Source organism: Haemophilus haemolyticus, from assembly GCF_003490935.1.
Classification (GTDB): Bacteria; Pseudomonadota; Gammaproteobacteria; order Enterobacterales; family Pasteurellaceae; genus Haemophilus; species Haemophilus haemolyticus_M.
This window is the reverse complement of the sequence record NZ_QQGD01000001.1, coordinates 426,429-450,725: the sequence shown is the minus strand read 5'-3', so window position 1 is coordinate 450,725 and position 24,297 is coordinate 426,429. Positions and strand designations below refer to the sequence as shown.

Sequence of the window (24,297 nt, the reverse complement as noted above, 5' to 3'; positions counted from 1 at the left end):
CTTTACAACCCGAAGGCCTTCTTCATTCACGCGGCATGGCTGCGTCAGGGTTCCCCCCATTGCGCAATATTCCCCACTGCTGCCTCCCGTAGGAGTCTGGACCGTGTCTCAGTTCCAGTGTGGCTGGTCATCCTCTCAGACCAGCTAGAGATCGCAGGCTTGGTAGGCCTTTACCCCACCAACTACCTAATCCCACTTGGGCTCATCTCATGGCATGCGGCCTTGCGGTCCCGCACTTTCGTCTCTCGACACTACGCGGTATTAGCTACAGTTTCCCGTAGTTATCCCCCTCCATAAGCCAGATTCCCAAGCATTACTCACCCGTCCGCCACTCGTCAGCAAGAAAGCAAGCTTTCTTCTGCTACCGTTCGACTTGCATGTGTTAAGCCTGCCGCCAGCGTTCAATCTGAGCCATGATCAAACTCTTCAATTCAAGTTCAATCGCTCAATAAACTACTTAGCTATAAAATAAAACACTACTTTAAAAGTAATTATGAATTTTCAGTTAAGCACCTATTAAGACTTCAAAATTAAAAATATTTTTAAAACAAGTCAATCAACAAGTGCCCACACAGATTGTCTGATATATTGTTAAAGAGCAAAAAACAACGACGCACTTGTAAACTTAAAAATTTCACAACAGTGCGTCGTTGTGTGCGGTGCATTATAGGGATTTTCAAATCCCTTGCAAGTACTTTTTTGTAAAAATATTTAAAAAAATGATCTTTTGGATAAAGTTAATACAAAAAGGTCTATTTAACATCAATTTTAGTCTATTTTTATTACATCTAAAGATTCAAATCCCCATAAGTGTAAAGCTTTTTTAAATTGAGATTCTTCAGGAAAATGTTCGGTGCAAAACATTTGATTATGTTTTTCACCTTGAGCACGTATACTTTTACCATCGAGCAAATATTTTATCCGCTTAGCAATCGCTGCTCCAGGATCCATAAAATATTTAATTTGTGGCAAGCACAACTGAATTTCATCTTTGATGAGTGGAAAGTGAGTACAACCTAAAACTAATGTATCCAAATCTGCCATGTCTGCCCACGGAGATAACTCATCTTTTAAACCAATTAGATCAACGGAATGACCACGAATTTTTTGTTCCGCAATTTCTACTAATTTTGTTGTTCCCAATCTCTCAACAACACAATCTTGCGCAAATTTATTAATTAAATCATCGACATAATGACGCTTTACAGTACCCTTTGTAGCTAATAAACCAATATGTTTTGTCTTTGTTATTTCTGATGCAGGTTTAATAGCTGGTACAGTCCCAATGATAGGAATATCAAAAGCAGCTCGCAAAGGCGGAAGCACAACAGTACTCGCTGTATTGCAAGCTATCACGATGGCATCTAATGGATAACGTTGATTAATAAGTTGGCAAACCGCTAAAGTGCGCTGAATAATACTTTCTTCTTCGCGTTCTGAATAAGGGAAACCAGCATTATCAAAACAATAGAGATAATGCCAATTTGGTAATAATTTTTTGGCTTCACGATATACGCTAAACCCACCCACTCCAGAGTCAAAAAAAAGTACAGTTGGGCGTTTTTCTTTTTTATCCATTTAAAACTCTTTGAAAATTGACCGCACTTTTAAGCGTTCGAGTAAATCTCTTTATTATTTAACCAACGACGAATCAGACTTTCTGCTAGATCTGGGTATTTTAGGATAAGTGATTTTGCATAAAATTGCACCGTTGGTATCATTTTTCTATCTCGCATTAAATTTGCTACTCGCAATTCAGCAATGCCTGTTTGTTTCGTTCCAAGCACTTCACCAGGCCCGCGAATTTCTAAATCTTTTTCCGAAATAACAAACCCATCTTGGCTATCTCGTAACACTTGCAAGCGTTTTTGCGAAACTTTACCGAGCGGAGGTTTATACATTAGTACACAAAAAGAAGCCGTACTGCCTCGACCGACCCGCCCTCGTAACTGATGAAGTTGCGATAAACCTAAACGCTCTGCATTTTCAATAATCATCAAACTTGCATTCGGAACATCAACACCCACTTCGATTACTGTCGTTGCCACCAATAAATCCAATTCTGCATTTTTAAAACGCATCATGACATCTTGTTTTTCTTGTGGTTTCATCCGCCCGTGTACTAACCCAATATTTAACATAGGCAATGCCTTAGTTAGATCTTCCCAAATCGCTTCTGCGGCTTGAGCTTCTAAAACCTCTGATTCATCAATTAACGTACACACCCAATAGGCTTGGCGTTTTTCATTAACACAAGCGTTTTTTACACGCATCACAATTTCAGCGCGACGTTCTTCAGAAACCACCACTGTTGTTATAGGCGTACGACCGGGAGGCAATTCATCAATAATTGATGTATCCAAATCGGCATAGACAGTCATTGCTAACGTTCTTGGTATCGGCGTGGCCGTCATAATTAACTGATGGGGATAAAATCCCGCTTTTTCGCCTTTCTCACGCAACATTAATCGTTGATGCACCCCAAAACGGTGCTGTTCATCAATAATCACTAATGCTAAGTCAGAAAACTCGACTTCTTCTTGGAATAAAGCGTGCGTCCCCACCACCATTTGCACCGCACCAGTTTTAATTTTTTCAAGCTCTGCTTGTCTTGATTTTCCTTTTACTTTACCGGCTAACCAACCAACTTCGATACCGAAAGGCTCAAACCAACGTCGAAAATTATTCGCGTGCTGTTCTGCAAGAATTTCTGTTGGTGCCATTAAGGCGACTTGTTTGCCATTATCAATTGCCGTTAAAGCAGCCAGTGCGGCAACCAATGTTTTTCCCGAACCGACATCCCCTTGCACTAAACGCATCATCGGATAATCTTTGATAAGATCTTGTTCAATATCCGACACTACTCGCTTTTGCGCATTAGTTGGCTGAAATGGCAAGGTGGCTAAAAATCGCTGTTTCAAATCTGTTTGATAATGTAGCGGTAAGGCAAAAAATTGCTGCGTTCCTAACCGCACTTTTTGCATAGCTAAATTATGCGCCAGCAGCTCTTCAAAGATTAATCGTTGTTGGGCAGGATGCTTACCTTGCTCTAACATTTCTAATGAAATATCTGGCGGCGGACGATGCAATAATCGCAATGCCTCTTTTAAGCTATATTGATGTGGATTAAATTCATTAGGCAAAATTTCTGCAATCTGAACTTTGTCGAGCAATGCCAAAGCCTGATCCGTTAATTTTCGTAATGAATTTTGTTTAAGCCCTTCCGTTGTGGAATAAATCGGCGTTAGGGTTTCTTCCAATACAATAGGCGCATTATCTCGCACAATTTGATATTCTGGATGATGAATTTCTGGCATGTGACGCCCACGTTTCACTTCGCCAAAAGCCTTTACTCGCACACCAACTTGAAAACTATTACGCATTCCCGCATTAAAATTGAAAAAACGTAACATAATTTTCGATGTGCCGTCTGACAAACTGACCGATAAAATCGGGCGACGGCCAAAAGCGATTTCACAAGTTTGTACAATTCCTTCAATGGTAAAATATTGTTCGGGGCGAAGATTAGCGATTGGTGTAATTCGCGTACGATCTTCATAGCGAATAGGTAAATGAAAGAGTAGATCTTGCAGGTTATGAACGCCGATTTTAGCCAGTTTATTAGAAATGGCCGCACCAACACCAGAGAGGCTGGTCAAAGGTACGGCATCGAGAAGTTCAATGCTCATAGCTCATTAATATTGCGTTTAACATTAACGACGCCAGTGATGCCTTTAATACGATGAACGATATTGGCAAGGTGTTTGATATCTTTTACACAAACCTGCAAAATCACAAGCAATAAATTGTTCTCTAATTCTTCCGTCCAAATATTTTGAAGACTGCTTTCGCTCGCAGAAATTGCGGTCATTAAACTAAGCAAGGCATTCTGCTCATTCAATATTTCTATTTGTAATTCAGCCTCAAAATTCACCGCACTTTGAACATTATCCCATTTAGCCAGTGATTGGCAACAAGCATTTTTCAAACTGGCACAATGTTGATGGTGTACCACCACTGTGTTTTCTTGTGTACTACATCCCACGATAGGATCACCAGGGATTGGATGACAACATTGAGCAAATTGTGTTTTACCAACTTGCATTGGTGCAATAGTGAGAATTTTGGATTCAAATTCAAAATTCTGAGTATTAGAAGATTCTAACGGCACGCCCACAAATTGATGCGCAATGATGGCGGCAGACTGATTGCCTAAACCAATTTCTCGTAATAATTCATCTAAAGAAGAAAGTGCTAAAGCATCTAATACCGTTCTAATTTGTTGAATAGAAAAATCGCCTAAATTATGTGGTTGTAATGCCGCATTAAGCTCAACCTCACCTAATTTTACCGCATCCTCTTCACAACGCTGTTTGAGATAATGGCGAATCCGTGTTTTCGCACGAGCAGTTACCACGAAATTTAACCATGCGGCTTCAGGATGCGCATTTGGATCGGTGATGATATTGACCGTTTGCCCAGACTCAAGAGCTTGCGAAAGCGGGTAAGGTTTATGCTCAACGGTTACGCCAACACAAGTATTCCCCACATCTGAATGCACGGCATAAGCGAAATCCACTGCCGTTGCGCCCATTGGCAGCTCAACAATTCGACCTTTTGGCGTAAAAACATAAATTTCTTTCGGGAAAAACTCTGATTTTACATTCTCAATAAACTCAAACGAGTTCCCTACACTTTGTTGAATTTCGACCAAACTTTGCAACCAGCGTTGTGCGCGGATTTGTGCGGTTGTACTGTCGTTTTTACCATTTTCTTTATAAACCCAATGCGCCGTAATGCCCATTTCGGCGACTTGTTCCATATCCTCAGTATGGATATGAACTTCTACGGGAACACCTTTCGGCCCAATCATTGAAGTTTGCAAAGACTGATAGCCATTTGCTTTAGGTACGGCGATATAATCCTTTACTCGACCAGGGCGTGGCTTATAAAGATTATGCATTTGCCCCAAAACGCGATAACAATCATCCACATTTTTTACAATCACACGGAACGCATAAATATCCATAATAGAGTGGAATTCTTGATCCTTTATGCGCATTTTTTGATAGATCTTGTAAAGGTGTTTTTCACGTCCCCACACTCGGGCAAAAATGCCTGCGTTTTCTAACCGCACTTTAATCTCTTGTGAAATTCGTTCGATTAAATCTTGTCGGTTACTCCGCGCTACATCAATGAGTTTTTTTAACACCTCATAACGGTGTGGATGCATTGCCTGAAAAGATAAGTCTTCTAATTCATTTTTGATATGCTCAATGCCTAAACGATGAGCAAGCGGACAATAGATTTCAAGCGTTTCTTTCGCAATACGGCGGCGTTTATCTGGTCGTAACGAACCAAGCGTGCGCATATTATGCGTGCGGTCAGCAAGCTTTATTAACACAACGCGAATATCACGCGTCATCGCCAAAATCATTTTGCGAAAATTCTCGACTTGTGCTTCTTGGCGAGTACGAAATTTCAACTTATCGAGTTTTGATACACCATCCACAATTTCAGCCACACTGGCACCGAACTCTTCTTTCAGTTGTTCTTCTGTATAAGGTGTATCTTCGATAACATCGTGCAAAAGCGCAGCCATTACCGCTTCGTGATCTAAGTGTAGTTGAGCAATAATGGAGGCTACCGCCACTGGATGGGTAATGTAAGGTTCGCCACTGGAGCGAAATTGTCCTTCGTGCGCATCTCTTGCAATCACAAATGCACGCTTGATGAGCTCAATTTTATCTGCGGGCAAATACCCTTGAATAATTCGATCTAAATCCGCAAACAGTTCCAAAGGAGACCTACTTATCGTTGAAAGAGAAAGTGCGGTTAAAATATCGTGATTTTTTACCGCACTTTTAAAAGATTATTCTGTAATTAATGCAACAGCTGCTTCTTCAGTTTCTTGCACTTTAGCCATTTCTTGGAATTCTTGTGCATCCATAATATCTTGATTAATCAAACCTTTTTCGATTTCACGCAATGCGATTACTGTTGGTTTGTCATTATCTTCTGGCACTAACGGCGCACTTTGGTTAAGTTGTAATTGTCTTGCACGACGCGCAGCCGTTAAAATTAAATCAAAACGGTTACCAATTTTTTCTACTGCATCTTGCACAGTAACACGAGCCATAATTTACTCCGATTTGTCAAAAATTACTCTATTGAAAGGGCGTTATAATACTCAATTTCGCCCTATTTTGCTAGTAGCTGTTGAATTAACATTGCATTTTGTTTTTGTTGATAATCTTTAGTTAAGCGTTCCGACTGCAAAATACTTTGTAAATCTTTTAATGCTTTCTCAAAATCATCATTCACAATAACATAATCATATTCATCATAATGCGAAATTTCACTTATCGCTTTTGACATTCGTTCAGCGATAACCTCTTCACTATCTTGCCCACGACCAATTAAACGATGTTCTAATTCTGGTAATGAAGGCGGTAAAATAAAAATGCTTTTTACCGAAGGCACTTTTTTACGGATTTGTTGAGCGCCTTGCCAATCAATATCTAAAAATACATCAATACCTTTTGCTAAATTTTCTTCAATCGCAGGTAAAGAGGTTCCATAATAATTTCCACCAAAAACTTTGGCATATTCTAGAAATAAATCTTGCTCAATGAGCGATTCAAACTCTTCTTTTGATACAAAATAATAGTGTACGCCTTCAACTTCACCCAGACGTGGAGCACGAGTCGTATGTGACACAGAAACCATTTTTTGAGTTGAGCTATCTGATGCCAATAATGCTGAAATTAATGAAGATTTTCCCGCACCACTTGGTGCAGACAAAATATAAAGATTACCTTGAGACATAGAACATTTAACCTTCTCTAACAATTTCAGTATATTATGCAGATTTCTCTATAAAAAATCATCAAAAGTGCGATGATTTTTTACGGTACTTTTTCATTCTAATGATGATTTGATATAGATCACAAAAAAGTAGTAGGGTTTATAGTTTTATAAAAATGCTCGTGCTATACTCTGTGCGCTGTCTTACTGAGTGAGCAGTATTACTCAAAGCAAACAGATTTGTTTAACTTAAATAAAAGGTGAAAATCTTATGGCAATTAAAATTGGTATCAATGGTTTTGGTCGTATCGGCCGTATCGTATTCCGTGCAGCACAACACCGTGATGACATCGAAGTTGTAGGTATTAACGACTTAATCGACGTTGAATACATGGCTTATATGTTGAAATATGATTCAACTCATGGTCGTTTCGACGGCACTGTTGAAGTGAAAGATGGTAACTTAGTCGTTAACGGTAAAACTATCCGTGTAACTGCAGAACGTGATCCAGCAAACTTAAACTGGGGTGCAATCGGTGTTGATATCGCGGTTGAAGCGACTGGTTTATTCTTAACTGATGAAACTGCTCGTAAACACATCACTGCAGGTGCAAAAAAAGTTGTATTAACTGGTCCATCTAAAGATGCAACGCCAATGTTCGTTCGTGGTGTAAACTTCAACGCATACGCAGGTCAAGATATCGTTTCTAACGCATCTTGTACAACAAACTGTTTAGCTCCTTTAGCACGTGTTGTTCATGAAACTTTCGGTATCAAAGATGGTTTAATGACCACTGTTCACGCAACAACTGCAACTCAAAAAACTGTGGATGGTCCATCAGCTAAAGACTGGCGCGGCGGCCGCGGTGCATCACAAAACATCATTCCATCTTCAACAGGTGCAGCGAAAGCAGTAGGTAAAGTATTACCTGCATTAAACGGTAAATTAACCGGTATGGCTTTCCGTGTTCCAACTCCAAACGTATCTGTTGTTGACTTAACTGTTAACCTTGAAAAACCAGCTTCTTACGATGCCATCAAACAAGCAATCAAAGACGCTGCTGAAGGTAAAACTTTCAATGGTGAATTAAAAGGCGTATTAGGTTACACTGAAGATGCTGTTGTTTCTACTGACTTCAACGGCTGTACTTTAACTTCTGTATTTGATGCAGACGCTGGTATCGCATTAACTGATTCTTTCGTTAAATTAGTATCTTGGTACGATAACGAAACTGGTTACTCAAACAAAGTATTAGACTTAGTAGCTCACATTTACAACTACAAAGGCTAATTAAAACTTTGAAAAAATTAACCGCTCTTCGGAGCGGTTTTTTATTATCTATAATTTAGTTTACGATCTAAAAATGAACAAGGGATCACTAAAAATAATTTAAAACAATCAATATTCTTCTAGCTTTTATTCCTATTTAAGATTATATTAGCGCACAACTGTTCGCTCAATAAAATCAAAAAATAGGGTTAATATGAATCTCGATCTCCATTTTGTTCATCGTATTCAACAACAAGCCAAAACTCGTGCAAATATGACCGCACTTCGCTATAAAGAACACGGCTTGTGGAGAGACATCTCTTGGAAAAACTTTCAAGATCAACTCAATCAACTTTCTCGTGCATTACTTGCTCACAATATTGACGTACAAGATAAAATCGGCATTTTTGCCCATAATATGGAACGTTGGACAATCGCTGACATTGCGACGTTACAAATTCGAGCAATCACAGTACCTATTTACGCAACCAATACAGCCCAGCAAGCAGAATTTATCCTAAATCACGCCGATATAAAAATTCTATTCGTCGGCGATCAAGAGCAATACGATCAAGCATTAGAAATCGCTCATCATTGTCCACAATTACAAAAAATCGTGGCAATGAAACCCACCATTCAATTACAACAAGATCCTCTTTCTTGCTCTTGGGAAAGTTTTATTGAAACAGATTCAAACGCCCAACAAAATGAACTAACCCAGCGCTTAAATCAAAAACAATTATCGGATTTATTTACGATTATTTATACCTCTGGCACAACGGGAGAGCCTAAAGGTGTCATGTTAGATTACGCTAATCTCGCTCACCAATTAGAAACACATGATCTTTCACTTAATGTGACAGATCAGGACGTTTCACTTTCTTTCTTACCATTCTCTCATATTTTTGAACGGGCCTGGGCGGCTTATATTCTTCATAGAGGTGCAATACTTTGCTATTTAGAAGACACCAATCAAGTGCGGTCAGCTTTAATGGAAATTCGCCCAACCTTAATGTGTGCCGTACCGCGTTTTTACGAAAAAATTTATGCCGCCGTGTTGGATAAAGTTCAAAAAGCACCAAAACTTCGCCAAATAATGTTCCATTGGGCAATTTCCGTAGGACAAAAACATTTTGATTTACGTGCGAATAACAAAACTATTCCGTTCTTGTTGAAAAAACAATTTGCTTTGGCAGATAAATTAGTGCTCTCAAAACTTCGCCAATTATTGGGGGGGCGTATAAAAATGATGCCTTGCGGAGGAGCAAAATTAGAACTGGCTATTGGGCTATTTTTCCATGCTATTGGTATCAACATCAAATTAGGCTATGGCATGACAGAAACAACTGCGACCGTTTCTTGCTGGCATGATTTCCAATTTAACCCAAATTCAATCGGCACACTCATGCCAAAAGCGGAAGTTAAAATTGGGGAAAATAATGAAATCCTCGTGCGTGGCGGAATGGTGATGAAAGGCTATTACAAGAAGCCAGAAGAAACGGCTCAAGTCTTCACAGAAGATGGTTTCTTAAAAACTGGCGATGCAGGAGAATTTGACGAACAAGGCAATTTATTTATTACCGATCGTATTAAAGAATTAATGAAAACCTCAAACGGCAAATATATCGCACCACAATATATCGAAAGCAAAATCGGTAAAGATAAATTTATCGAACAAATTGCGATCATCGCCGATGCGAAAAAATATGTATCTGCACTTATTGTGCCTTGCTTTGATAGTTTGGAAGAGTACGCTAAACAGCTCAATATTAAATATCATGACCGCTTAGAATTACTAAAAAATTCTGAAATTCTAAAAATGTTTGAGCAGCGTATTAATGCAGTACAAAAAGAATTGGCTCATTTCGAGCAAGTAAAAAAATTCACGTTACTTTCTCAAGCATTCAGCATCAAATTAGGTGAAATTACACCAACATTAAAATTACGTAGAAAAGTGATTTTAGAACGTTATCGTAAGCAAATTGAAGATATGTATAATTCAAAAGAATCAAAAAATTCATAACTAAAAGGCTCTCGTTTGAGAGCCTTTTTCTTGCCAATTATTCAGGAAATTTTTCTTCCAAAATTAATGCTAACCCATCTTCATTATTGGTCGCGGTGACTACATTTGCAGCTTGTTTAATTTCATTAGGTGCATTTCCCATTGCCACCCCAAGCCCCGCATGTTCTAGCATATCCAGATCATTAAAGTTATCACCAAACGCAATCACCTCACTGGTTTGTACGCCAAAATAATCTTCCAAAAAACACACCGCACTTCCTTTGGTAGCACTCTTATGCATCACCTCTAAAAAGTTAGCATGAGAACGACAAATGCTCAGATGTGGAAATTTTTCCTTTAAAATAATTTCAATCTCGATGATTTCTTGTGCTTCTCCAATAATTTGAATTTTATGTGGCGAACGTGTCTCCACTTCATCAAAAGGATGAATCTCAATTTTGGTAACACTGCGTTCATAAATCACCCATTTATTTTCTACATCGCGAGCATGGCAATCATTATTTGTATAATAATTCACGCCAAGAAAAGGATGATCCGCCAAAACGGTATTAATGTCTAAAATATCTTTTGGATCAATTTGTACGCTATAAATTGGTTCAAGATATTGATTCAAAATAAGCGCGCCACTAAATGCAACAAGCACATTATTCGTTTCAAGCTGTTTCCAATAAGGCAAAATACCCAAAGGAGAACGCGCCGAAATTGGCACAAAAGGAATACTATTTACCGTTAAACGCTTAATTGCTGCAATAGTTCGAGGGGAAATGGTATGTTGAGAGGTTAATAAGGTGCCATCAAAATCACTAAATACCGCTTTATACATCATTACTCCGAATAAAATTATTTCTCAGCTAGATAAGGGTCATCAAAGCCTAATCCTTGCATAATTTGAGTTTCTAAGCTTTCCATTTCTTCCGCTTCATCGTCTTCAATATGATCATAACCGAGTAAATGTAAGCTACCATGCACGACCATATGAGCCCAATGTGCCATTAATGGTTTCTCTTGTTCTGCGGCTTCTCGCTCCACGACTTGACGACAAATAACGAGATCCCCTAACAACGGCAACTCCACCTCATCAGGGCATTCAAATGGAAATGAAAGCACGTTAGTCGGGCGATCCTTGCCGCGATAAGTTAAATTTAATTCATGGCTTTCGGCTTCATCCACAATACGAACCGTCATTTCGACTTCATCCCCTTCAGGTTGAACAGCCGCTGTTGCCCACTGCACAATTTGCTCTTCTGTTGGCAAACCCTCTATATTTTCTGTGGCAATTTGCAGATCAACGAATATACTTCCCATTCTACTCTCCTAAATTCTTTTCAATTTCTGACCGCTCTTTTTCACGTTCGGCTTTACGAAGCTCCGCTAATTCTTTGCGACGAATTTCATCTTGCACTTCCCATGCTTCGTATGCTTGCACGACTTTAGCCACCACCGGATGGCGCACAATATCTTTGCTATCAAAATAGTTAAAACTTAATTCTGGTACTTTTTCCAACACTTCAATAGCATGGCGTAAACCAGATTTTGTGCTACGAGGTAAGTCAATTTGCGTAATATCGCCCGTAATCACGGCTTTAGAATTAAAACCAATGCGGGTTAAAAACATTTTCATTTGCTCAACTGTCGTATTTTGGCTTTCATCTAAAATAATAAAACTATCATTGAGTGTACGTCCACGCATATAAGCCAAAGGGGCAATTTCAATAACATTACGTTCCATTAATTTTTGCACACGCTCAAAACCTAGCATTTCAAATAAAGCATCATAAAGCGGACGTAAATAAGGTTCGATTTTCTGACCTAAATCCCCTGGTAAAAAACCTAGCTTTTCGCCCGCTTCCACCGCAGGCCTCGTCAGTAAGACACGACGAATTTCTTGACGTTCTAAGGCTTCAACTGCAGCGGCAACCGCTAAGAATGTTTTCCCCGTTCCTGCTGGGCCAATACCAAAACTAATATCGTGAGTTAAAATATTATGCAAATATTGAACTTGATTTTCACCTCGAGGCTTAATCACGCCTCGTTTAGTTTTAATCGTTGTACTGAAAACATTATTTTCAGCACGGTTCGGTTCAACTTGAGATAGCATTCGGCTTTCTTGTAAAGCCATATGCACATCTTCCAAATCTAACTCTTTCACTTTACCTTTTACGGGCGCAGTTTCAACATATAAATCTTGGATTAATTTCACCGCACTTTTTATCAATTTTGCATGATAAGGTTTTGGATCCTCTTCCACTGTATCAATATTAAAAGTGAAATTATGACGAGCAATGACAAGATTAAATTGTTTTTCGATAAGTTTTAGATGATCATCAAATGCACCGCATAAAGATTGCAAACGTGCATTATCTTGAGGTTCGAGAGTAAATGAAAGCATGAGGACACTAAGCTGGTGAAAATTGCGTTTATTCTAGCGTAATTATCACTTCATGGGAAATAATCATCGCTTTGTTTTCATCCCTATTCCCTCTATAATATGTGCCCTCAATTATGTGACAAACTGGATAGATTATGACCGAACAAAATAACCGCTACGACGAACTTAGATACTACTCAAAACCCTTTTCTTACACGAGCATTGCGCTTTTGGAAGGAAATGCAACATTATGGGGATTAACACCACCAGCACTCAAAGGTGCTAAAGTATTAGAATTAGGTTCTTCTTTTGGTGGAAACTTAATTTCTCAAGCGGTTTATTATCCAGATACTGAATTTGTGGGCATTGATTTATCAGATAGTCAAATTACTCAAGGTAATGAAATCATCAAATCAATGGGATTAACAAACGTTCGTTTAGAAACAAAAAATATTCTCGATATTACGCCTGAATTTGGTATGTTTGACTACATCATCATACATGGTATTTATTCTTGGGTGCCTGAAAATGTTAAAAACAAAATTCTTGAAGTTTGCCGCAAAAATTTAACGACAAACGGTATTGCTTATATTTCTTACAATACCTATCCGGGTTGGAAAAACCGAGAAGTTGCACGAGATATTATGCTCTATGCTAATAAATACACACAAAATTTACCGCTTTCTGAGCAAACTCGTCGTGGTAAAGCCGTTGTTCAATTATTCTCAGATGCAATTAAATCGATTGAGTCTGAAAAATCTAAAAATCAAAGTAGAATTGAGAACTTTGATGGAATTCAAACAAAAGGCGAGCATTATGTTGCTCATGAATATCTCGAATATCATAACAATCCACTCTATTTAAATCAATTTGTTGATAGTCTACATCAGCATCAATTGGCTTATATTGGTGATACGGATTTTCAACTTTCATATATTTCTTGGATGCCGCAACATCTCCGTGACATGATCAATCAATTATCCGAAACAGATTATGTTGCACGTGAGCAATGCCTAGATTATCTTTACGATGTAGCATTTAGAAGAAGTTTACTATGCCATGCTCATTTACAAGATAACATTAACCGCACTGAGAACATAAAGACAGATTTATTAAATAAACTAACGTTCATTAATCAAGGCAAAGAAAATAATCTGAGCAATATATTTAATAATCAAGATGTAGAAAAATTACTTGAACACTTTATCTATCAAGTAGGTCATTTCACTATTCAATCATTAATTGATTACGTTGCTGAACATAAAGAATTTGAAAATCTCACCGAGAATCAAATTTATTCTTCTGTATTGTTAGCTATAGTCTTAGGCTATATCAATGTATTTCTTACACCATATCAAACATATACATTTGAAGATAACAAAACCTATATACCAAAACGCTTTAATCAATATTCTCAAGCTTTATTAGAAGGTGCAAATCAATATATAGGAGCAGGCAATATGTATAACTGTGGAGTTGAAAATTTAAATGAACTGCATGTTTATATGATGTCTCAAATGAAAACACCGACCACTAAAGCGGCCCTCAATGTGTCACTCAAAGCATATTTAATTGAAAATGGCTACAAAGATATGAACAACAACGAAAAACTCATTGATGAAGAGTTTGATTGTTCAGGATTATGTGATTCTATTTGTACAGTATTAGCAGACTTAGGTTACATTCAACCAGCCCCACTATAAACAAAATTCAAAGAAATCAATATATTGAAGGAGAGCTAACTGCTCTCCTTTTGTTTTGTTACAAATAAAAATTGAGAATTATTTGCATTTAAATGAGTTTGAAAATAGAATAAGGGTCATTCAGGCTTAATTAAAACATTCATTCTCATAAAACAAGGAGTTTTCAATGACATTCAAATCTTTCAAAATTGCTACACTCGCTGCCGCACTTACATTCTCAGCAAGTAGCTTTGCCGATATTACCGTTTATAACGGCCAACATAAAGAAGCTGCAAAAGCCGTAGCTGATGCATTTACGCAAGAAACCGGCATCAAAGTCACTTTAAATAGTGCTAAAAGTGAACAGTTAGCTGGTCAACTTAAAGAAGAAGGCGATAAAAGCCCAGCCGATGTATTCTATTCAGAACAAACTTCTCCATTTGCCGCACTTTCTGAAGCGGGTTTATTAGAACCACTTTCAGCCAATACGATCAAACAAACCTCTCACCAAGGTGTACCAGTGGCACCTAAAAAAGATTGGATCGCATTAAGTGGTCGTTCTCGTGTTGTGGTTTATGATCACACTAAATTATCTGAAAAAGATATGGAAAAATCAGTGCTTGATTACGCGACACCAAAATGGAAAGATAAAATCGGTTATGTACCAACCTCTGGTGCATTCTTAGAACAAGTTGTGGCCATTGTTAAACTAAAAGGCGACAAAGTTGCGCTTAATTGGTTAAAAGGCTTAAAAGAAAATGGTAAGCTTTACGCGAAAAACAGTGTTGCACTGCAAGCTGTTGAAAATGGCGAAGTGCCTGCAGCCTTAATTAATAACTACTACTGGTATGCACTAGCAAAAGAAAAAGGCGCAGAAAACTTAAAAACTCGTTTGTACTTTATTCGTCATAAAGACCCTGGTGCATTAGTCACTTATTCTGGTGCTGCAATCTTAAAATCATCTAAAAATAAAGAAGAAGCGAAAAAATTCGTGGACTTCTTAGCAAGCAAAAAAGGTCAAGAAGCCTTAGTTGCTGTACGTGCAGAATATCCATTACGTACAGATGTGACTTCTCCATTCAATATGGAACCTTATGCTAAATTGCAAGCACCAGTAGTTTCAGCAACTACGGCTCAAGATAAAGAACAAGCAAATAAATTAATTGAAGAAGCTGGTTTAAAATAAGCCCGCTAACGTCGCAACTGTATTTTCACCCAAAGTGGAGATACAGTTGCCACATATAAAGGACTATCTTTTGACCCGAACTCCCCCACTTTGGCTCACCATCATTATTTTACTTATTGGTTTACCGCTCTTATTACCATTTCTGTATATTCTTTTCCGTGCGATTGAAGTCGGATTAGGTCGTAGCCTTGAGCTTCTTATTCGCCCGAGAATGGGGGAATTACTGAGCAACACAATGCTTCTCATGGTCTGCGTAACCATTGGTTCCATTTTTCTCGGTACGCTTTGTGCATTTTTACTTGAACGATATCGTTTTTTCGGCAAATCATTTTTTGAAGTGGCGATGAGTTTGCCACTTTGTATTCCTGCATTTGTAAGCTGTTTTACTTGGATCAGCCTCACCTTTCGAGTAGAAGGTTTTTGGGGAACAATTGGCATCATGACATTAAGCTCTTTCCCACTCGCTTACTTGCCTATTTCAGCCACACTTAAACGACTAGATCGCTCTCTTGAAGAAGTAAGCCTTTCATTAGGAAAAAGCCAAACTTACACCTTTTGGCACGCTATTTTCCCGCAATTAAAACCGGCAATAGGTAGTAGTTTGTTACTGATAGCATTACATATGCTCGTGGATTTCGGTGCAGTTTCAATTTTAAATTACCAAACATTCACCACAGCTATTTTCCAAGAATATGAAATGTCTTTTAATAACAGCACCGCAGCACTACTTTCCGCTGTATTAATGGCAATTTGTAGCATTATTGTGCTGGGAGAAACATTCTTCCGAGGTAAACAAACGCTTTACAACAGTGGCAAAGGTGTCACTCGTCCTTATCCAGTAAAAACGCTTTCTTTTGGCAAACAATGTTTAACTTTCGTTTTTTTCTCTAGCATATTCATCTTAAGCATTGGCGTGCCTGTGATTATGTTAATTTACTGGCTTATTGTGGGAACTTCACTCGAAAGTGCGGGTGATTTTTCAGAATTTTTATCGGCATTCAGCAATTCATTTATCATTTCAAGCTTAGGCGCACTGCTTACCGTAATTTGTGCCTTGCCGTTAGTTTGGGCCGCCGTACGCTATCGTAGCAAATTAACCATTTGGATTGATCGATTACCTTATCTATTACACGCCGTACCCGGCTTAGTTATCGCATTATCGCTGATCTACTTTACGATCAACTATGCTAACAGCTTATATCAAACCTTTTTAGTTATTATCGTAGCTTACTTTATGCTCTATTTACCAATGGCACAAACCACACTTAGAGCCTCACTTGAGCAACTTTCTGATAATATTGAGAAAGTAGGACAAAGCCTAGGACGAAGCCCATTCTATATTTTCCGAACTTTAACATTACCTGCAATGCTACCAGGCATTGCGGCGGCATTCTCTCTAGTATTTTTGAATTTAATGAAAGAGCTTACTGCAACACTTTTGCTCACGCCAAACGACATCAAAACCCTTTCTATTGCCGTTTGGGAATATACCAGTGATGCACAATACGCTGCGGCAACGCCTTATGCCTTAATGCTCGTTCTCTTTTCAGGGATTCCTGTGTTTTTATTGAAAAAATATGCATTCAAATAAAATGATAAATAATCCTTTATTAACCATTAAAAATCTCAATAAATTTTTTAATGAACAACAAGTTCTACACGATATTTCCTTTACCTTGCAACGAGGTGAAATCCTCTTTTTGCTTGGTGCCTCTGGTTGTGGAAAAACAACCTTATTACGTGCAATTGCTGGATTTGAACAACCCAATACGGGCGAAATTTGGCTAAAAGAGCGGTTAATTTTTGGCGAGAATACGAATGTGCCAACGCAACAGCGCCATCTAGGTTATGTGGTGCAAGAAGGCGTTCTGTTCCCTCACTTAAATGTCTATCGTAACATTGCTTATGGATTAGGGAATGGAAAAGGGAAAACGGATGAAGAGAAAATGAGGATTGAGCAGGCAATGCAACTCACTGGAATTAGTGAACTGGCAGAACGTTTTCCTCACCAACTCTCAGGCGGACAACAACAACGCGTGGCGCTAGCTCGAGCACTAGCACCGAATCCAGAACTGATTTTATTAGACGAACCTTTTAGTGCCTTAGATGAACATCTACGCCAGCAAATTCGTCATGATATGCTAAAAGCACTGCGTCAAAGTGGTGCATCAGCGATTTTCGTCACCCATGATCGTGATGAAGCATTACGTTATGCGGATAAAATCGCGGTTATCCAACAAGGAAAAATTTTACAAATCGACACGCCTCGTACACTTTATTGGTTGCCTAATCATATTGAAACCGCAAGTTTTATTGGTGACAACCTCGTGCTATCGGCGAATCTGATTGATGAAAACACAGTTCAATGCCAATTAGGTAATATTCCAGTAAAAAATAAATCAATCTCGCTGAAACAAGGTAAGATTTTACTTCGTCCCGAACAATTCAACCTGTTTAAAACATCGGAAAATCCAACCGCACTTTTCAAAGGGCAAGTGAAACAAATCGAATTTAAAGGGAAAATTACTGCTATTCAAATTGAAATTAATGGCTACGCAATATGGATTGAGAACATCATTTTCCCTGATTTATCTATTGGCGATGAGCTGCCAATTTATTTGCATGGAAAAGGGCTTTTTTACTCCTAAAAATAAAGCCTTATCTTCACGATAAGGCTTTATTTTTAAACAATATATTCAGAAAAAATTTGTTCAAGATTTGATATTAAACAGTCTGCGCCTAAAATATTTTCCCCTTTCCACGCCTGTTGCAAAATGTCTGGAGAAAATTGCTGGCTTGCCAATTCAGCTAACGGCAAATAACTGATATGCCAAGGCTCCCGCCCCACTTTCTTATTGGAGTGCATATTTATAAAAGGCAAAGCAAAATCAAAGTGCGGTAAATTTTCGGTAAGAAATTCACTCAATTCAAAGAAATAGCCACCTTTTTCATATTCCCAAGGCTCCAGTTGTAAAGATTGCCCCTGTGGCAAAAGATCAGGATCGAAAATATCCACTTCCGTTCCCCAATGATGACGGCTCGCCCCTGGCAATGCAGACCAACGTAAAATCACCTGACATTTTTGCCAGTCATCTAATTGGCTCAAATCTAATGCCTTTCCTGTGTCATCATGGACTTTTCTCTCGCCCTTAAACTTGCTGTTCCAAATAAGCTGCTGGCGTTCAAAATCACGAAAACTACTCGCTGGCTGTAAATTAAAACCATTTTTCGCCGCACTTTGTTGCAGCCCTTGAAATGCTTGCACAGCTTGTGTTTGCAAAAAATGATTTGATGAATGAGTTGCGGGTAAATTGACTAAATGCTCACGGGACTTTCCTGTAAGCATTTCTGGCGTTAATTTCATTTTAGCTATCCAATAAATTCACTAACATTTTGTGATAAATTTCACCGCACTTTCCAAGATCTTCAACACTGACACATTCATTTACTTTATGAATTGTTGCGTTAAGCGGACCAAATTCCACTACTTCAGCGCCCATCAATGCAATAAAACGACCATCTGACGTGCCACCACCTGTTTCAGCCTTTGGCGTTATGCCTGTGATTTCCTCAATAGCGGAGGTTATCGAATCTAATAATTTACCTGGTTTTGTTAAAAACGGTTTACCTGATAAATTCCATTCAATACGATATTTCAAATTGTGTTTTTCTAGCATTTCAGCCACTTTTTGCTTGATGATTTCATCCGTTACTTCTGTGCAATAACGCAAATTGAACTGAATATATAACTCGCCTGGAATCACATTATTACTTCCTGTACCCGCATGAATATTAGCAATTTGTAGGCTTGTTGGAGGGAAAAACTCATTGCCTTCATCCCATTGGTAAGTTGTTAATTCTTGCAAAAATGGGGCTGCTTTATGGATTGGGTTTTCGGCTAAATGCGGATATGCCACATGTCCTTGAATCCCCTGAATATAAAGATTTCCTGTAATGGAGCCTCGGCGACCATTTTTGACAACATCGCCTAAGTTTTTAGCACTCGATGGCTCGCCAACCATACAATAAGTAACTTTTTCATCACGCGTCATTAAAGTCTCAACCACTCGCACGGTGCCGTCTTTTGCGGCTGCCTCTTCGTCAGACGTAATCAATAATGCAATAGTACCTTTATGGTTAGGGTTAGCTTTTACGTATTCTTCTGCCGCCAAAATCATTGCTGCAAGGGAGCCTTTCATATCCGCCGCACCACGGCCATAAAGCATGCCATCAATAATCTCAGCAGAAAACGGAGAATACGACCATTGATTTTCATCACCAGTAGGCACAACATCCGTATGTCCCGCAAAAGCAATAACTGGCTCACCCGCTCCATGTTTTGCCCACAAATTCAGCGTATCATTAAAAGGCATCCATTCAATTTGAAAACCTAACTTTTCTAAACGTTCAGCGATAATTTGCTGACAGCCTTCGTCATTAGGGCTAATAGACGGGCGACGAATTAAATCTCGCGCCAACGAAACCACTTTTTCTCTCATAAAAACTCCTAAAAAATAACCGCACTTTAAGCAAAAGCAGCCTGATATTCCTTTTCATTAAATCCAATTAATGCCTTTCCATCTTGTAAAATAATTGGGCGTTTAATTAAGGTTGGATTTTCCGCCAACACGGAAAGTGCGGTCGTTTTATCAAGAGAATTTTTAACTTGTTCATCCAAATTACGCCAAGTTGTACTGCGTTTATTCACCAATACATCCCAGCCAAATTTAGCTTCTGCTTGGACTAAAAAATTAGAATCTAAACCATCAACACGGTAGTCGTGAAGTTTGTGTTCAATGTTGTGATCCGCTAGCCATTTCAACGCTTTTTTTACTGTATCGCAATTTTTAATGCCATAGACTATTAGCATAATATCCCCTAATCTTTCATTTGTTGTTTTAATAAATTTACTATATCTCTTAAAATTTCTAATTCATTTTCTCTTTGTTTCAATAATTCATCTTTATGTTTTAATTCTAACTTTAATTTTTCTACTTCTAACTCAGCTGCTTGATTACCATAATAGTTATTACGAAAATGATTTTGATTATTTTCTCCACCAACTAAAATAACGCCGCTATCATGGGTGGATACCAAATCCAAAAGATCTATTTGTAGGACTGATGCTATCTGTTTCAATTTATGAAGGCTTATATTCGTTTCACCTCTTTCAATTTTTGCATATCCAGCCACAGACATATTCATTCTTTCAGCCATTTCTTCTTGAGACCATTGATTTAACTCTCTGAATAATCTTACTTTCTCATTAACGCTCATTTTAGACCTCATATTTTGTCAAGTAACAAATAGTATAGAACATCATTACAACTACTATCTTTTGTATAATATCCATAGAATTATAATTTATAAGAATATACACCGCATGAAGATTTTAACCTAAAGTCAATTTAGTGTCGTGTTTTATTCATACTATGTTTAATTTACATTGGAGTATATATGAAAAAAATTGTAATGATTTTATTAGCAACATTTGCTTTAGGTACATTTTCATCTTTTGCTAACGCAGGAAGATGTGATCATTATTGGCAAACCGCAAAAGATGGCTCAGCCTGTGGAGATCGTGCCGCTGATCGTCGCCCAGGCGGACAATAAAAAAAAGAAAAGACTACATTTATCTTATTTACAACTAAGTGATGAAAATAAGTTAGGTGGTGAAATAAAATAATCTATTCAAAAATAGATTGAAACTAAAAACGCCTTGGAACTACACCAAGGCGTTTATTTATTATGCCAACAACTTATTAATGCGCTTAATAAACACAGCTGGATTTTCCAAAGATCCGCGCTCTGCTAACATAGCTTGTTCGAGCAACAATTCCACCCAATCAGCAAATTCAGTTTCATCGGCAATATCAGCCACTTTTTTCACTAAATAGTGTTCTGGATTAAGTTCAAAAGTGTATTTTACTTCTGGTACAGGTTGCCCTGCAGCTGCAAACAATTTCGACATTTGGGTCGTCATTTGATCATTATCTGTAGAAACCACCGCTGGTGTATCCGTTAAATTGTGTGTTAAACGCACCGTTTTTACCCGTTCGCCAAGTAAGTTTTTCACACGTTCAATAAAACTACCAAAAGCTTCATCTTGTTGTTTTTGTGTTTCAGATTCTTTATCCGCTAAATCGCCTAAATCTAAATCTGCTTTTGTAATACTTTGTAATTGTTTACCATCGAATTCAGTTAAATAGCTTAACATCCATTCATCAATGCGATCGGAAAGCAATAAAACCTCAATGCCTTTTTTATTGAATAATTCCAAGTGCGGGCTATTTTTCGCTGCGACATAACTATCCGCTGTAATGTAATAGATAGCTTTTTGCCCCTCTTTCATACGCGAGATGTAATCTTCTAAAGATACAGTTTGCTCGCTGCTATCATTATGCGTTGAAGCAAAACGCAATAACTTCGCAACAGTTTCTTTGTTACCAAAATCTTCTGCAGGGCCTTCTTTCAAGACTAAACCAAACTCTTTCCAGAATTGAAGATATTTTTCTGCATCATCTTTTGCTAATTTTTCTAGCATTTGTAATGAACGCTTAGTTAATGCTTTGCGTAGTGCAGCAGTAATTTTGTTATCTTGTAAAATTTCACGAGATACATTTAATGGCAAGTCATTGCTATCGATTAAACCATGCATAAAACGTAGATAATTAGGCATAAATTGCTCAGCATCATCCATAATAAATACGCGTTGAACATAAAGTTTTAAGCCGTGTTTATGTTCGCGATTAAATAAATCCCAAGGTGCTTTAGCTGGCACATAAAGCAAACTAGTATATGCTTGATTTCCTTCAACTTTGTTATGCGCCCAAGTCACAGGATCAGCAAAATCATGGCTTAAGTGTTTATAAAACTCTTTGTATTCCTCATCGGACACATCATTTTTAGAACGAGTCCAAAGTGCATCGGATTTATTAATTTTCTCCCATTTCTCACCGCTCTCTTTGCCTTCATCATCGTATTCTTTCGTTAGCATTTCCACTGGCAAGCCAATATGGTCAGAATATTTACCGATAATTTCACGTAAACGCCATTCGTTTAAAAATTCTTTTTCATCTTCGCGTAAATGTAAAATCACATCTGTGCCACGGGATTTTTTCTCAATATCCGCCACAGAATATTCGCCTTCGCCCACAGATTCCCAGAGTACGCCTTTATCAGTTGCCTCACCTGCCGCACGGGTTTTCACCGTCACTTTATCGGCAACTATAAACGCCGAATAGAAACCTACACCAAATTGCCCAATAAGTTGGCTATTTTTTGCTTGATCTTGGCCAAGTGCGGTTAAAAATTCTTTTGTTCCTGATTTTGCAATCGTCCCCAAATGATCGATGACTTGCTCGCGAGTCATACCAATGCCGTTATCGCTAATTGTAATAGTGCCTTTATCCGCATCAAAGCTAACGCGCACACGCAAGTCACCATCACCTTCATATAAAGCAGGGTTGGAAAGTGCTTTAAAGCGTAATTTATCTGCTGCATCAGAGGCATTAGAAATTAATTCACGTAAAAAAATCTCTTTGTTGGAATACAAAGAATGAATCATTAATTGGAGAAGTTGTTTGACTTCAGATTGGAAGCCACGAGTTTCTTGATTTTGTGACATAATTTTTTCCTTCATAAAGATAAAAATTGAACGTCACAGATATAAGAATAAAAAGAAAGATTTCAAGGGGAAAAGCAAAGCGCGGTGAATTTTCACCGCACTTTTATCAGGCTAACATCAATTACTCTTTTCTTTCCTTCACATTTTCAACCCAGCGTTCTATTAATCGCTTCGCTTCTTGATCCGAACCAAACTTGATGAAATCAATATCAAGTAATTTAAGTTTTGCTGGCTCTGAAAGATGTGGATGTGCTTTGGCATGAATATTTGTTGGCAGTTGGTAAGAATCCGCCTCACGCCAAGGAATTTCTTGAGCTTCAGCAGAAAGAACAAAATCGACAAAGCGTTTAGCATTATCTAAATTGCGTCCATTTTTAATGATACTGACCGCCCCTAACGTATAACCTGTGCCTTCGCAAGGTAAAGCCCCAATAACCGGTGCGCCTTTATCCTTTTCACGCACATAAGTATGCATAAAACCAATATCAACTGCGGCTGCACCAGTAGAAATATTAGCCGTTGCTAATCCAGTTTTCGTGTATTGAGCAATGTTTTTGTCAAGTTCTTTCAAATAAGCAAAGGCTTTATCTTCGCCCATAATTTCAATTAAAGTTGTAAGAATGGTGTAGCCAGTGCCCGATACTCGAGGATCTGGATATTGAATTAACCCTTTAAATTCTGGTTTTAATAAATCAGCATAACACTGAGGTTTTGCAATATTTTTTTCAGCCAGCAGTTTTTCATTCATCCCAATGCCAAGCTCCATAAGATAAATAATCGACGTAGTATCGCCGCGTTGTTCAGTGAGCTTTTTGAATTGAGGCATAATTTCTTTTTGCAGAGGAGAACGATAAGTTTCTAACAAACCAGCATCTCGAGCCTGAAAGTGCGGTTCCAATGTACCACCATACCACACATCTGCTTGTGGATTTTCTTTTTCGGCTTTGATTTTGCCTAATACAGTCCCAGTGCTATTACGCACAAACTGAGTGTCCACATTATATTTTTTGCTAAACGCGTGAGCGACTTTTTCACAAGTCGTATTTTGGACACTGCAATAAAGCACTAATTTGCCTTCCGCTTGAGCAGGGGTTGATAAACTTAATCCTAATAAGCCGCAACCAAGCACACTGGAAAGTGCGGTCAATTTAAAAGAATTTTTTAAAGAAAAAGAGAGTGTCATGATGCATCCTTACTTATATGAATACAGAAAAAAGTAAGTCAGCCCTTTAAGGAGGAGAGATTAGTTTCCTACGCCAGTGCTAACTGTTTCAGGTTCACGGGTATTTTCTCAGCGATGTCCGCACCCCGACTAACCGCGAATCAATATAAGT

General features: G+C 38.2%; 21 protein-coding genes, 1 rRNA gene and 1 riboswitch. Of the genes, 7 read left to right on the top strand and 15 right to left on the bottom strand.

The window, feature by feature from the left end; translation table 11 throughout:
• The 6 genes from DV417_RS02330 to gmk all read right to left on the bottom strand — a co-directional run.
• Positions 1–433 (bottom strand): 16S ribosomal RNA (locus DV417_RS02330); the annotation flags it as partial.
• A 335-nt stretch (positions 434–768) separates the two neighbouring features.
• Entirely contained in the window at positions 769–1,578 is an 810-nt protein-coding gene (gene murI / locus DV417_RS02325; protein ID WP_118878420.1) for a glutamate racemase, read from the bottom strand.
• Positions 1,579–1,607: 29 nt separating this feature from the next.
• Positions 1,608–3,689 (bottom strand): ATP-dependent DNA helicase RecG, encoded by a 2,082-nt coding sequence (recG, locus tag DV417_RS02320; RefSeq protein ID WP_118878417.1) that lies wholly within the window; start codon positions 3,687–3,689, stop codon positions 1,608–1,610.
• Positions 3,686–5,800: a bifunctional GTP diphosphokinase/guanosine-3',5'-bis pyrophosphate 3'-pyrophosphohydrolase gene (gene spoT / locus DV417_RS02315; protein ID WP_118878415.1), complete on the bottom strand. Its 2,115-nt coding sequence runs from the start codon at positions 5,798–5,800 to the stop codon at positions 3,686–3,688. Before spoT ends, recG begins: the two co-directional genes overlap by 4 nt.
• A 72-nt stretch (positions 5,801–5,872) precedes the next feature.
• Positions 5,873–6,139 (bottom strand): DNA-directed RNA polymerase subunit omega, encoded by a 267-nt coding sequence (gene rpoZ / locus DV417_RS02310; protein WP_005625717.1) that lies wholly within the window; start codon positions 6,137–6,139, stop codon positions 5,873–5,875.
• 62 nt (positions 6,140–6,201) lie between these two features.
• On the bottom strand, positions 6,202–6,828 hold the full coding sequence (gene gmk, locus DV417_RS02305) for a guanylate kinase (protein ID WP_118859170.1): 627 nt from the start codon (positions 6,826–6,828) through the stop codon (positions 6,202–6,204).
• Between the two features lie 250 nt (positions 6,829–7,078).
• On the opposite strand from gmk, the gene gap reads away from it, so the two are divergent.
• Together gap and DV417_RS02295 are read left to right on the top strand one after the other, a co-directional pair.
• Positions 7,079–8,098, top strand: a complete 1,020-nt coding sequence (gene gap, locus DV417_RS02300; protein WP_005634934.1) for a type I glyceraldehyde-3-phosphate dehydrogenase — start codon at positions 7,079–7,081, stop codon at positions 8,096–8,098.
• A gap of 193 nt (positions 8,099–8,291) precedes the next feature.
• Positions 8,292–10,100: an AMP-dependent synthetase/ligase gene (locus tag DV417_RS02295; protein WP_192878529.1), complete on the top strand. Its 1,809-nt coding sequence runs from the start codon at positions 8,292–8,294 to the stop codon at positions 10,098–10,100.
• 37 nt (positions 10,101–10,137) lie between these two features.
• On the opposite strand, the gene DV417_RS02290 is transcribed toward DV417_RS02295, so the two are convergent.
• From DV417_RS02290 to DV417_RS02280, 3 genes are read right to left on the bottom strand one after another with little or no spacing between them, the layout of a single operon-like run.
• Complete coding sequence (locus tag DV417_RS02290) at positions 10,138–10,923, bottom strand: Cof-type HAD-IIB family hydrolase (protein WP_192878532.1); 786 nt, start codon at positions 10,921–10,923, stop codon at positions 10,138–10,140.
• Between the two features lie 17 nt (positions 10,924–10,940).
• The gene (gene ybeY / locus DV417_RS02285; protein WP_009766889.1) at positions 10,941–11,405 is read right to left on the bottom strand and encodes an rRNA maturation RNase YbeY; all 465 of its coding nucleotides are present in this window, start codon (positions 11,403–11,405) and stop codon (positions 10,941–10,943) included.
• Between the two features lies 1 nt (position 11,406).
• Positions 11,407–12,489 carry a PhoH family protein gene (locus DV417_RS02280; RefSeq protein WP_118878407.1) on the bottom strand — a complete coding sequence of 361 codons (1,083 nt, stop codon included), beginning with the start codon at positions 12,487–12,489 and terminating at the stop codon, positions 11,407–11,409.
• Between the two features lie 134 nt (positions 12,490–12,623).
• Between DV417_RS02280 and DV417_RS02275 the strand changes: the two genes are divergently transcribed.
• From DV417_RS02275 to fbpC, 4 genes are all read left to right on the top strand, one after another.
• Positions 12,624–14,171: a class I SAM-dependent methyltransferase gene (locus DV417_RS02275; protein WP_192878528.1), complete on the top strand. Its 1,548-nt coding sequence runs from the start codon at positions 12,624–12,626 to the stop codon at positions 14,169–14,171.
• Between the two features lie 166 nt (positions 14,172–14,337).
• Positions 14,338–15,336, top strand: coding sequence for an iron ABC transporter substrate-binding protein (locus DV417_RS02270; RefSeq protein WP_118796380.1), 999 nt, complete (start codon positions 14,338–14,340; stop codon positions 15,334–15,336).
• Positions 15,337–15,406: 70 nt separating this feature from the next.
• Positions 15,407–16,927 (top strand): ABC transporter permease, encoded by a 1,521-nt coding sequence (locus DV417_RS02265; RefSeq protein WP_118878405.1) that lies wholly within the window; start codon positions 15,407–15,409, stop codon positions 16,925–16,927.
• Positions 16,914–17,984: a Fe(3+) ABC transporter ATP-binding protein FbpC gene (gene fbpC / locus DV417_RS02260; protein WP_192878527.1), complete on the top strand. Its 1,071-nt coding sequence runs from the start codon at positions 16,914–16,916 to the stop codon at positions 17,982–17,984. Before DV417_RS02265 ends, fbpC begins: the two co-directional genes overlap by 14 nt.
• A 35-nt stretch (positions 17,985–18,019) precedes the next feature.
• Here fbpC and DV417_RS02255 read toward each other — a convergent pair whose 3' ends face one another.
• Genes DV417_RS02255 through DV417_RS02240 form a run of 4 tightly spaced genes read right to left on the bottom strand, consistent with a single transcriptional unit; the run spans position 18,020 to position 20,613 of the window.
• On the bottom strand, positions 18,020–18,700 hold the full coding sequence (locus DV417_RS02255; protein WP_118878403.1) for a M15 family metallopeptidase: 681 nt from the start codon (positions 18,698–18,700) through the stop codon (positions 18,020–18,022).
• Position 18,701: 1 nt separating this feature from the next.
• Positions 18,702–19,835: a succinyl-diaminopimelate desuccinylase gene (gene dapE / locus DV417_RS02250; protein ID WP_118878401.1), complete on the bottom strand. Its 1,134-nt coding sequence runs from the start codon at positions 19,833–19,835 to the stop codon at positions 18,702–18,704.
• A 26-nt stretch (positions 19,836–19,861) separates the two neighbouring features.
• Positions 19,862–20,206 carry an ArsC family reductase gene (locus tag DV417_RS02245; RefSeq protein ID WP_009766880.1) on the bottom strand — a complete coding sequence of 115 codons (345 nt, stop codon included), beginning with the start codon at positions 20,204–20,206 and terminating at the stop codon, positions 19,862–19,864.
• A gap of 8 nt (positions 20,207–20,214) precedes the next feature.
• Complete coding sequence (locus DV417_RS02240; protein ID WP_192878526.1) at positions 20,215–20,613, bottom strand: helix-turn-helix domain-containing protein; 399 nt, start codon at positions 20,611–20,613, stop codon at positions 20,215–20,217.
• Between the two features lie 180 nt (positions 20,614–20,793).
• Between DV417_RS02240 and DV417_RS09390 the strand changes: the two genes are divergently transcribed.
• Complete coding sequence (locus DV417_RS09390; RefSeq protein ID WP_162836956.1) at positions 20,794–20,949, top strand: hypothetical protein; 156 nt, start codon at positions 20,794–20,796, stop codon at positions 20,947–20,949.
• Between the two features lie 133 nt (positions 20,950–21,082).
• Here the strand turns inward: DV417_RS09390 and htpG are convergent, their stop codons facing one another.
• Both htpG and DV417_RS02230 read right to left on the bottom strand, forming a co-directional pair.
• The gene (gene htpG, locus DV417_RS02235) at positions 21,083–22,963 is read right to left on the bottom strand and encodes a molecular chaperone HtpG (protein ID WP_192878525.1); all 1,881 of its coding nucleotides are present in this window, start codon (positions 22,961–22,963) and stop codon (positions 21,083–21,085) included.
• A 121-nt stretch (positions 22,964–23,084) separates the two neighbouring features.
• Complete coding sequence (locus tag DV417_RS02230) at positions 23,085–24,146, bottom strand: ABC transporter substrate-binding protein (protein ID WP_005634953.1); 1,062 nt, start codon at positions 24,144–24,146, stop codon at positions 23,085–23,087.
• Positions 24,147–24,194: 48 nt separating this feature from the next.
• Positions 24,195–24,284: riboswitch (TPP riboswitch) on the bottom strand.
• Positions 24,285–24,297 lie beyond the last annotated feature (13 nt).

Bases quoted from the DNA above. Each gene is read 5' to 3' on its own strand.
- murI (WP_118878420.1), bottom strand. From the start codon at position 1,578: ATGGATAAAAAAGAAAAACGCCCAACTGTACTTTTTTTTGACTCTGGA.
- recG (WP_118878417.1), bottom strand. From the start codon at position 3,689: ATGAGCATTGAACTTCTCGATGCCGTACCTTTGACCAGCCTCTCTGGT.
- rpoZ (WP_005625717.1), bottom strand. From the start codon at position 6,139: ATGGCTCGTGTTACTGTGCAAGATGCAGTAGAAAAAATTGGTAACCGT.
- gmk (WP_118859170.1), bottom strand. From the start codon at position 6,828: ATGTCTCAAGGTAATCTTTATATTTTGTCTGCACCAAGTGGTGCGGGA.
- gap (WP_005634934.1), top strand. From the start codon at position 7,079: ATGGCAATTAAAATTGGTATCAATGGTTTTGGTCGTATCGGCCGTATC.
- DV417_RS02295 (WP_192878529.1), top strand. From the start codon at position 8,292: ATGAATCTCGATCTCCATTTTGTTCATCGTATTCAACAACAAGCCAAA.
- DV417_RS02290 (WP_192878532.1), bottom strand. From the start codon at position 10,923: ATGTATAAAGCGGTATTTAGTGATTTTGATGGCACCTTATTAACCTCT.
- ybeY (WP_009766889.1), bottom strand. From the start codon at position 11,405: ATGGGAAGTATATTCGTTGATCTGCAAATTGCCACAGAAAATATAGAG.
- DV417_RS02280 (WP_118878407.1), bottom strand. From the start codon at position 12,489: ATGCTTTCATTTACTCTCGAACCTCAAGATAATGCACGTTTGCAATCT.
- DV417_RS02275 (WP_192878528.1), top strand. From the start codon at position 12,624: ATGACCGAACAAAATAACCGCTACGACGAACTTAGATACTACTCAAAA.
- DV417_RS02270 (WP_118796380.1), top strand. From the start codon at position 14,338: ATGACATTCAAATCTTTCAAAATTGCTACACTCGCTGCCGCACTTACA.
- fbpC (WP_192878527.1), top strand. From the start codon at position 16,914: ATGCATTCAAATAAAATGATAAATAATCCTTTATTAACCATTAAAAAT.
- DV417_RS02255 (WP_118878403.1), bottom strand. From the start codon at position 18,700: ATGAAATTAACGCCAGAAATGCTTACAGGAAAGTCCCGTGAGCATTTA.
- dapE (WP_118878401.1), bottom strand. From the start codon at position 19,835: ATGAGAGAAAAAGTGGTTTCGTTGGCGCGAGATTTAATTCGTCGCCCG.
- DV417_RS02245 (WP_009766880.1), bottom strand. From the start codon at position 20,206: ATGCTAATAGTCTATGGCATTAAAAATTGCGATACAGTAAAAAAAGCG.
- DV417_RS02240 (WP_192878526.1), bottom strand. From the start codon at position 20,613: ATGAGCGTTAATGAGAAAGTAAGATTATTCAGAGAGTTAAATCAATGG.
- DV417_RS09390 (WP_162836956.1), top strand. From the start codon at position 20,794: ATGAAAAAAATTGTAATGATTTTATTAGCAACATTTGCTTTAGGTACA.
- htpG (WP_192878525.1), bottom strand. From the start codon at position 22,963: ATGTCACAAAATCAAGAAACTCGTGGCTTCCAATCTGAAGTCAAACAA.
- DV417_RS02230 (WP_005634953.1), bottom strand. From the start codon at position 24,146: ATGACACTCTCTTTTTCTTTAAAAAATTCTTTTAAATTGACCGCACTT.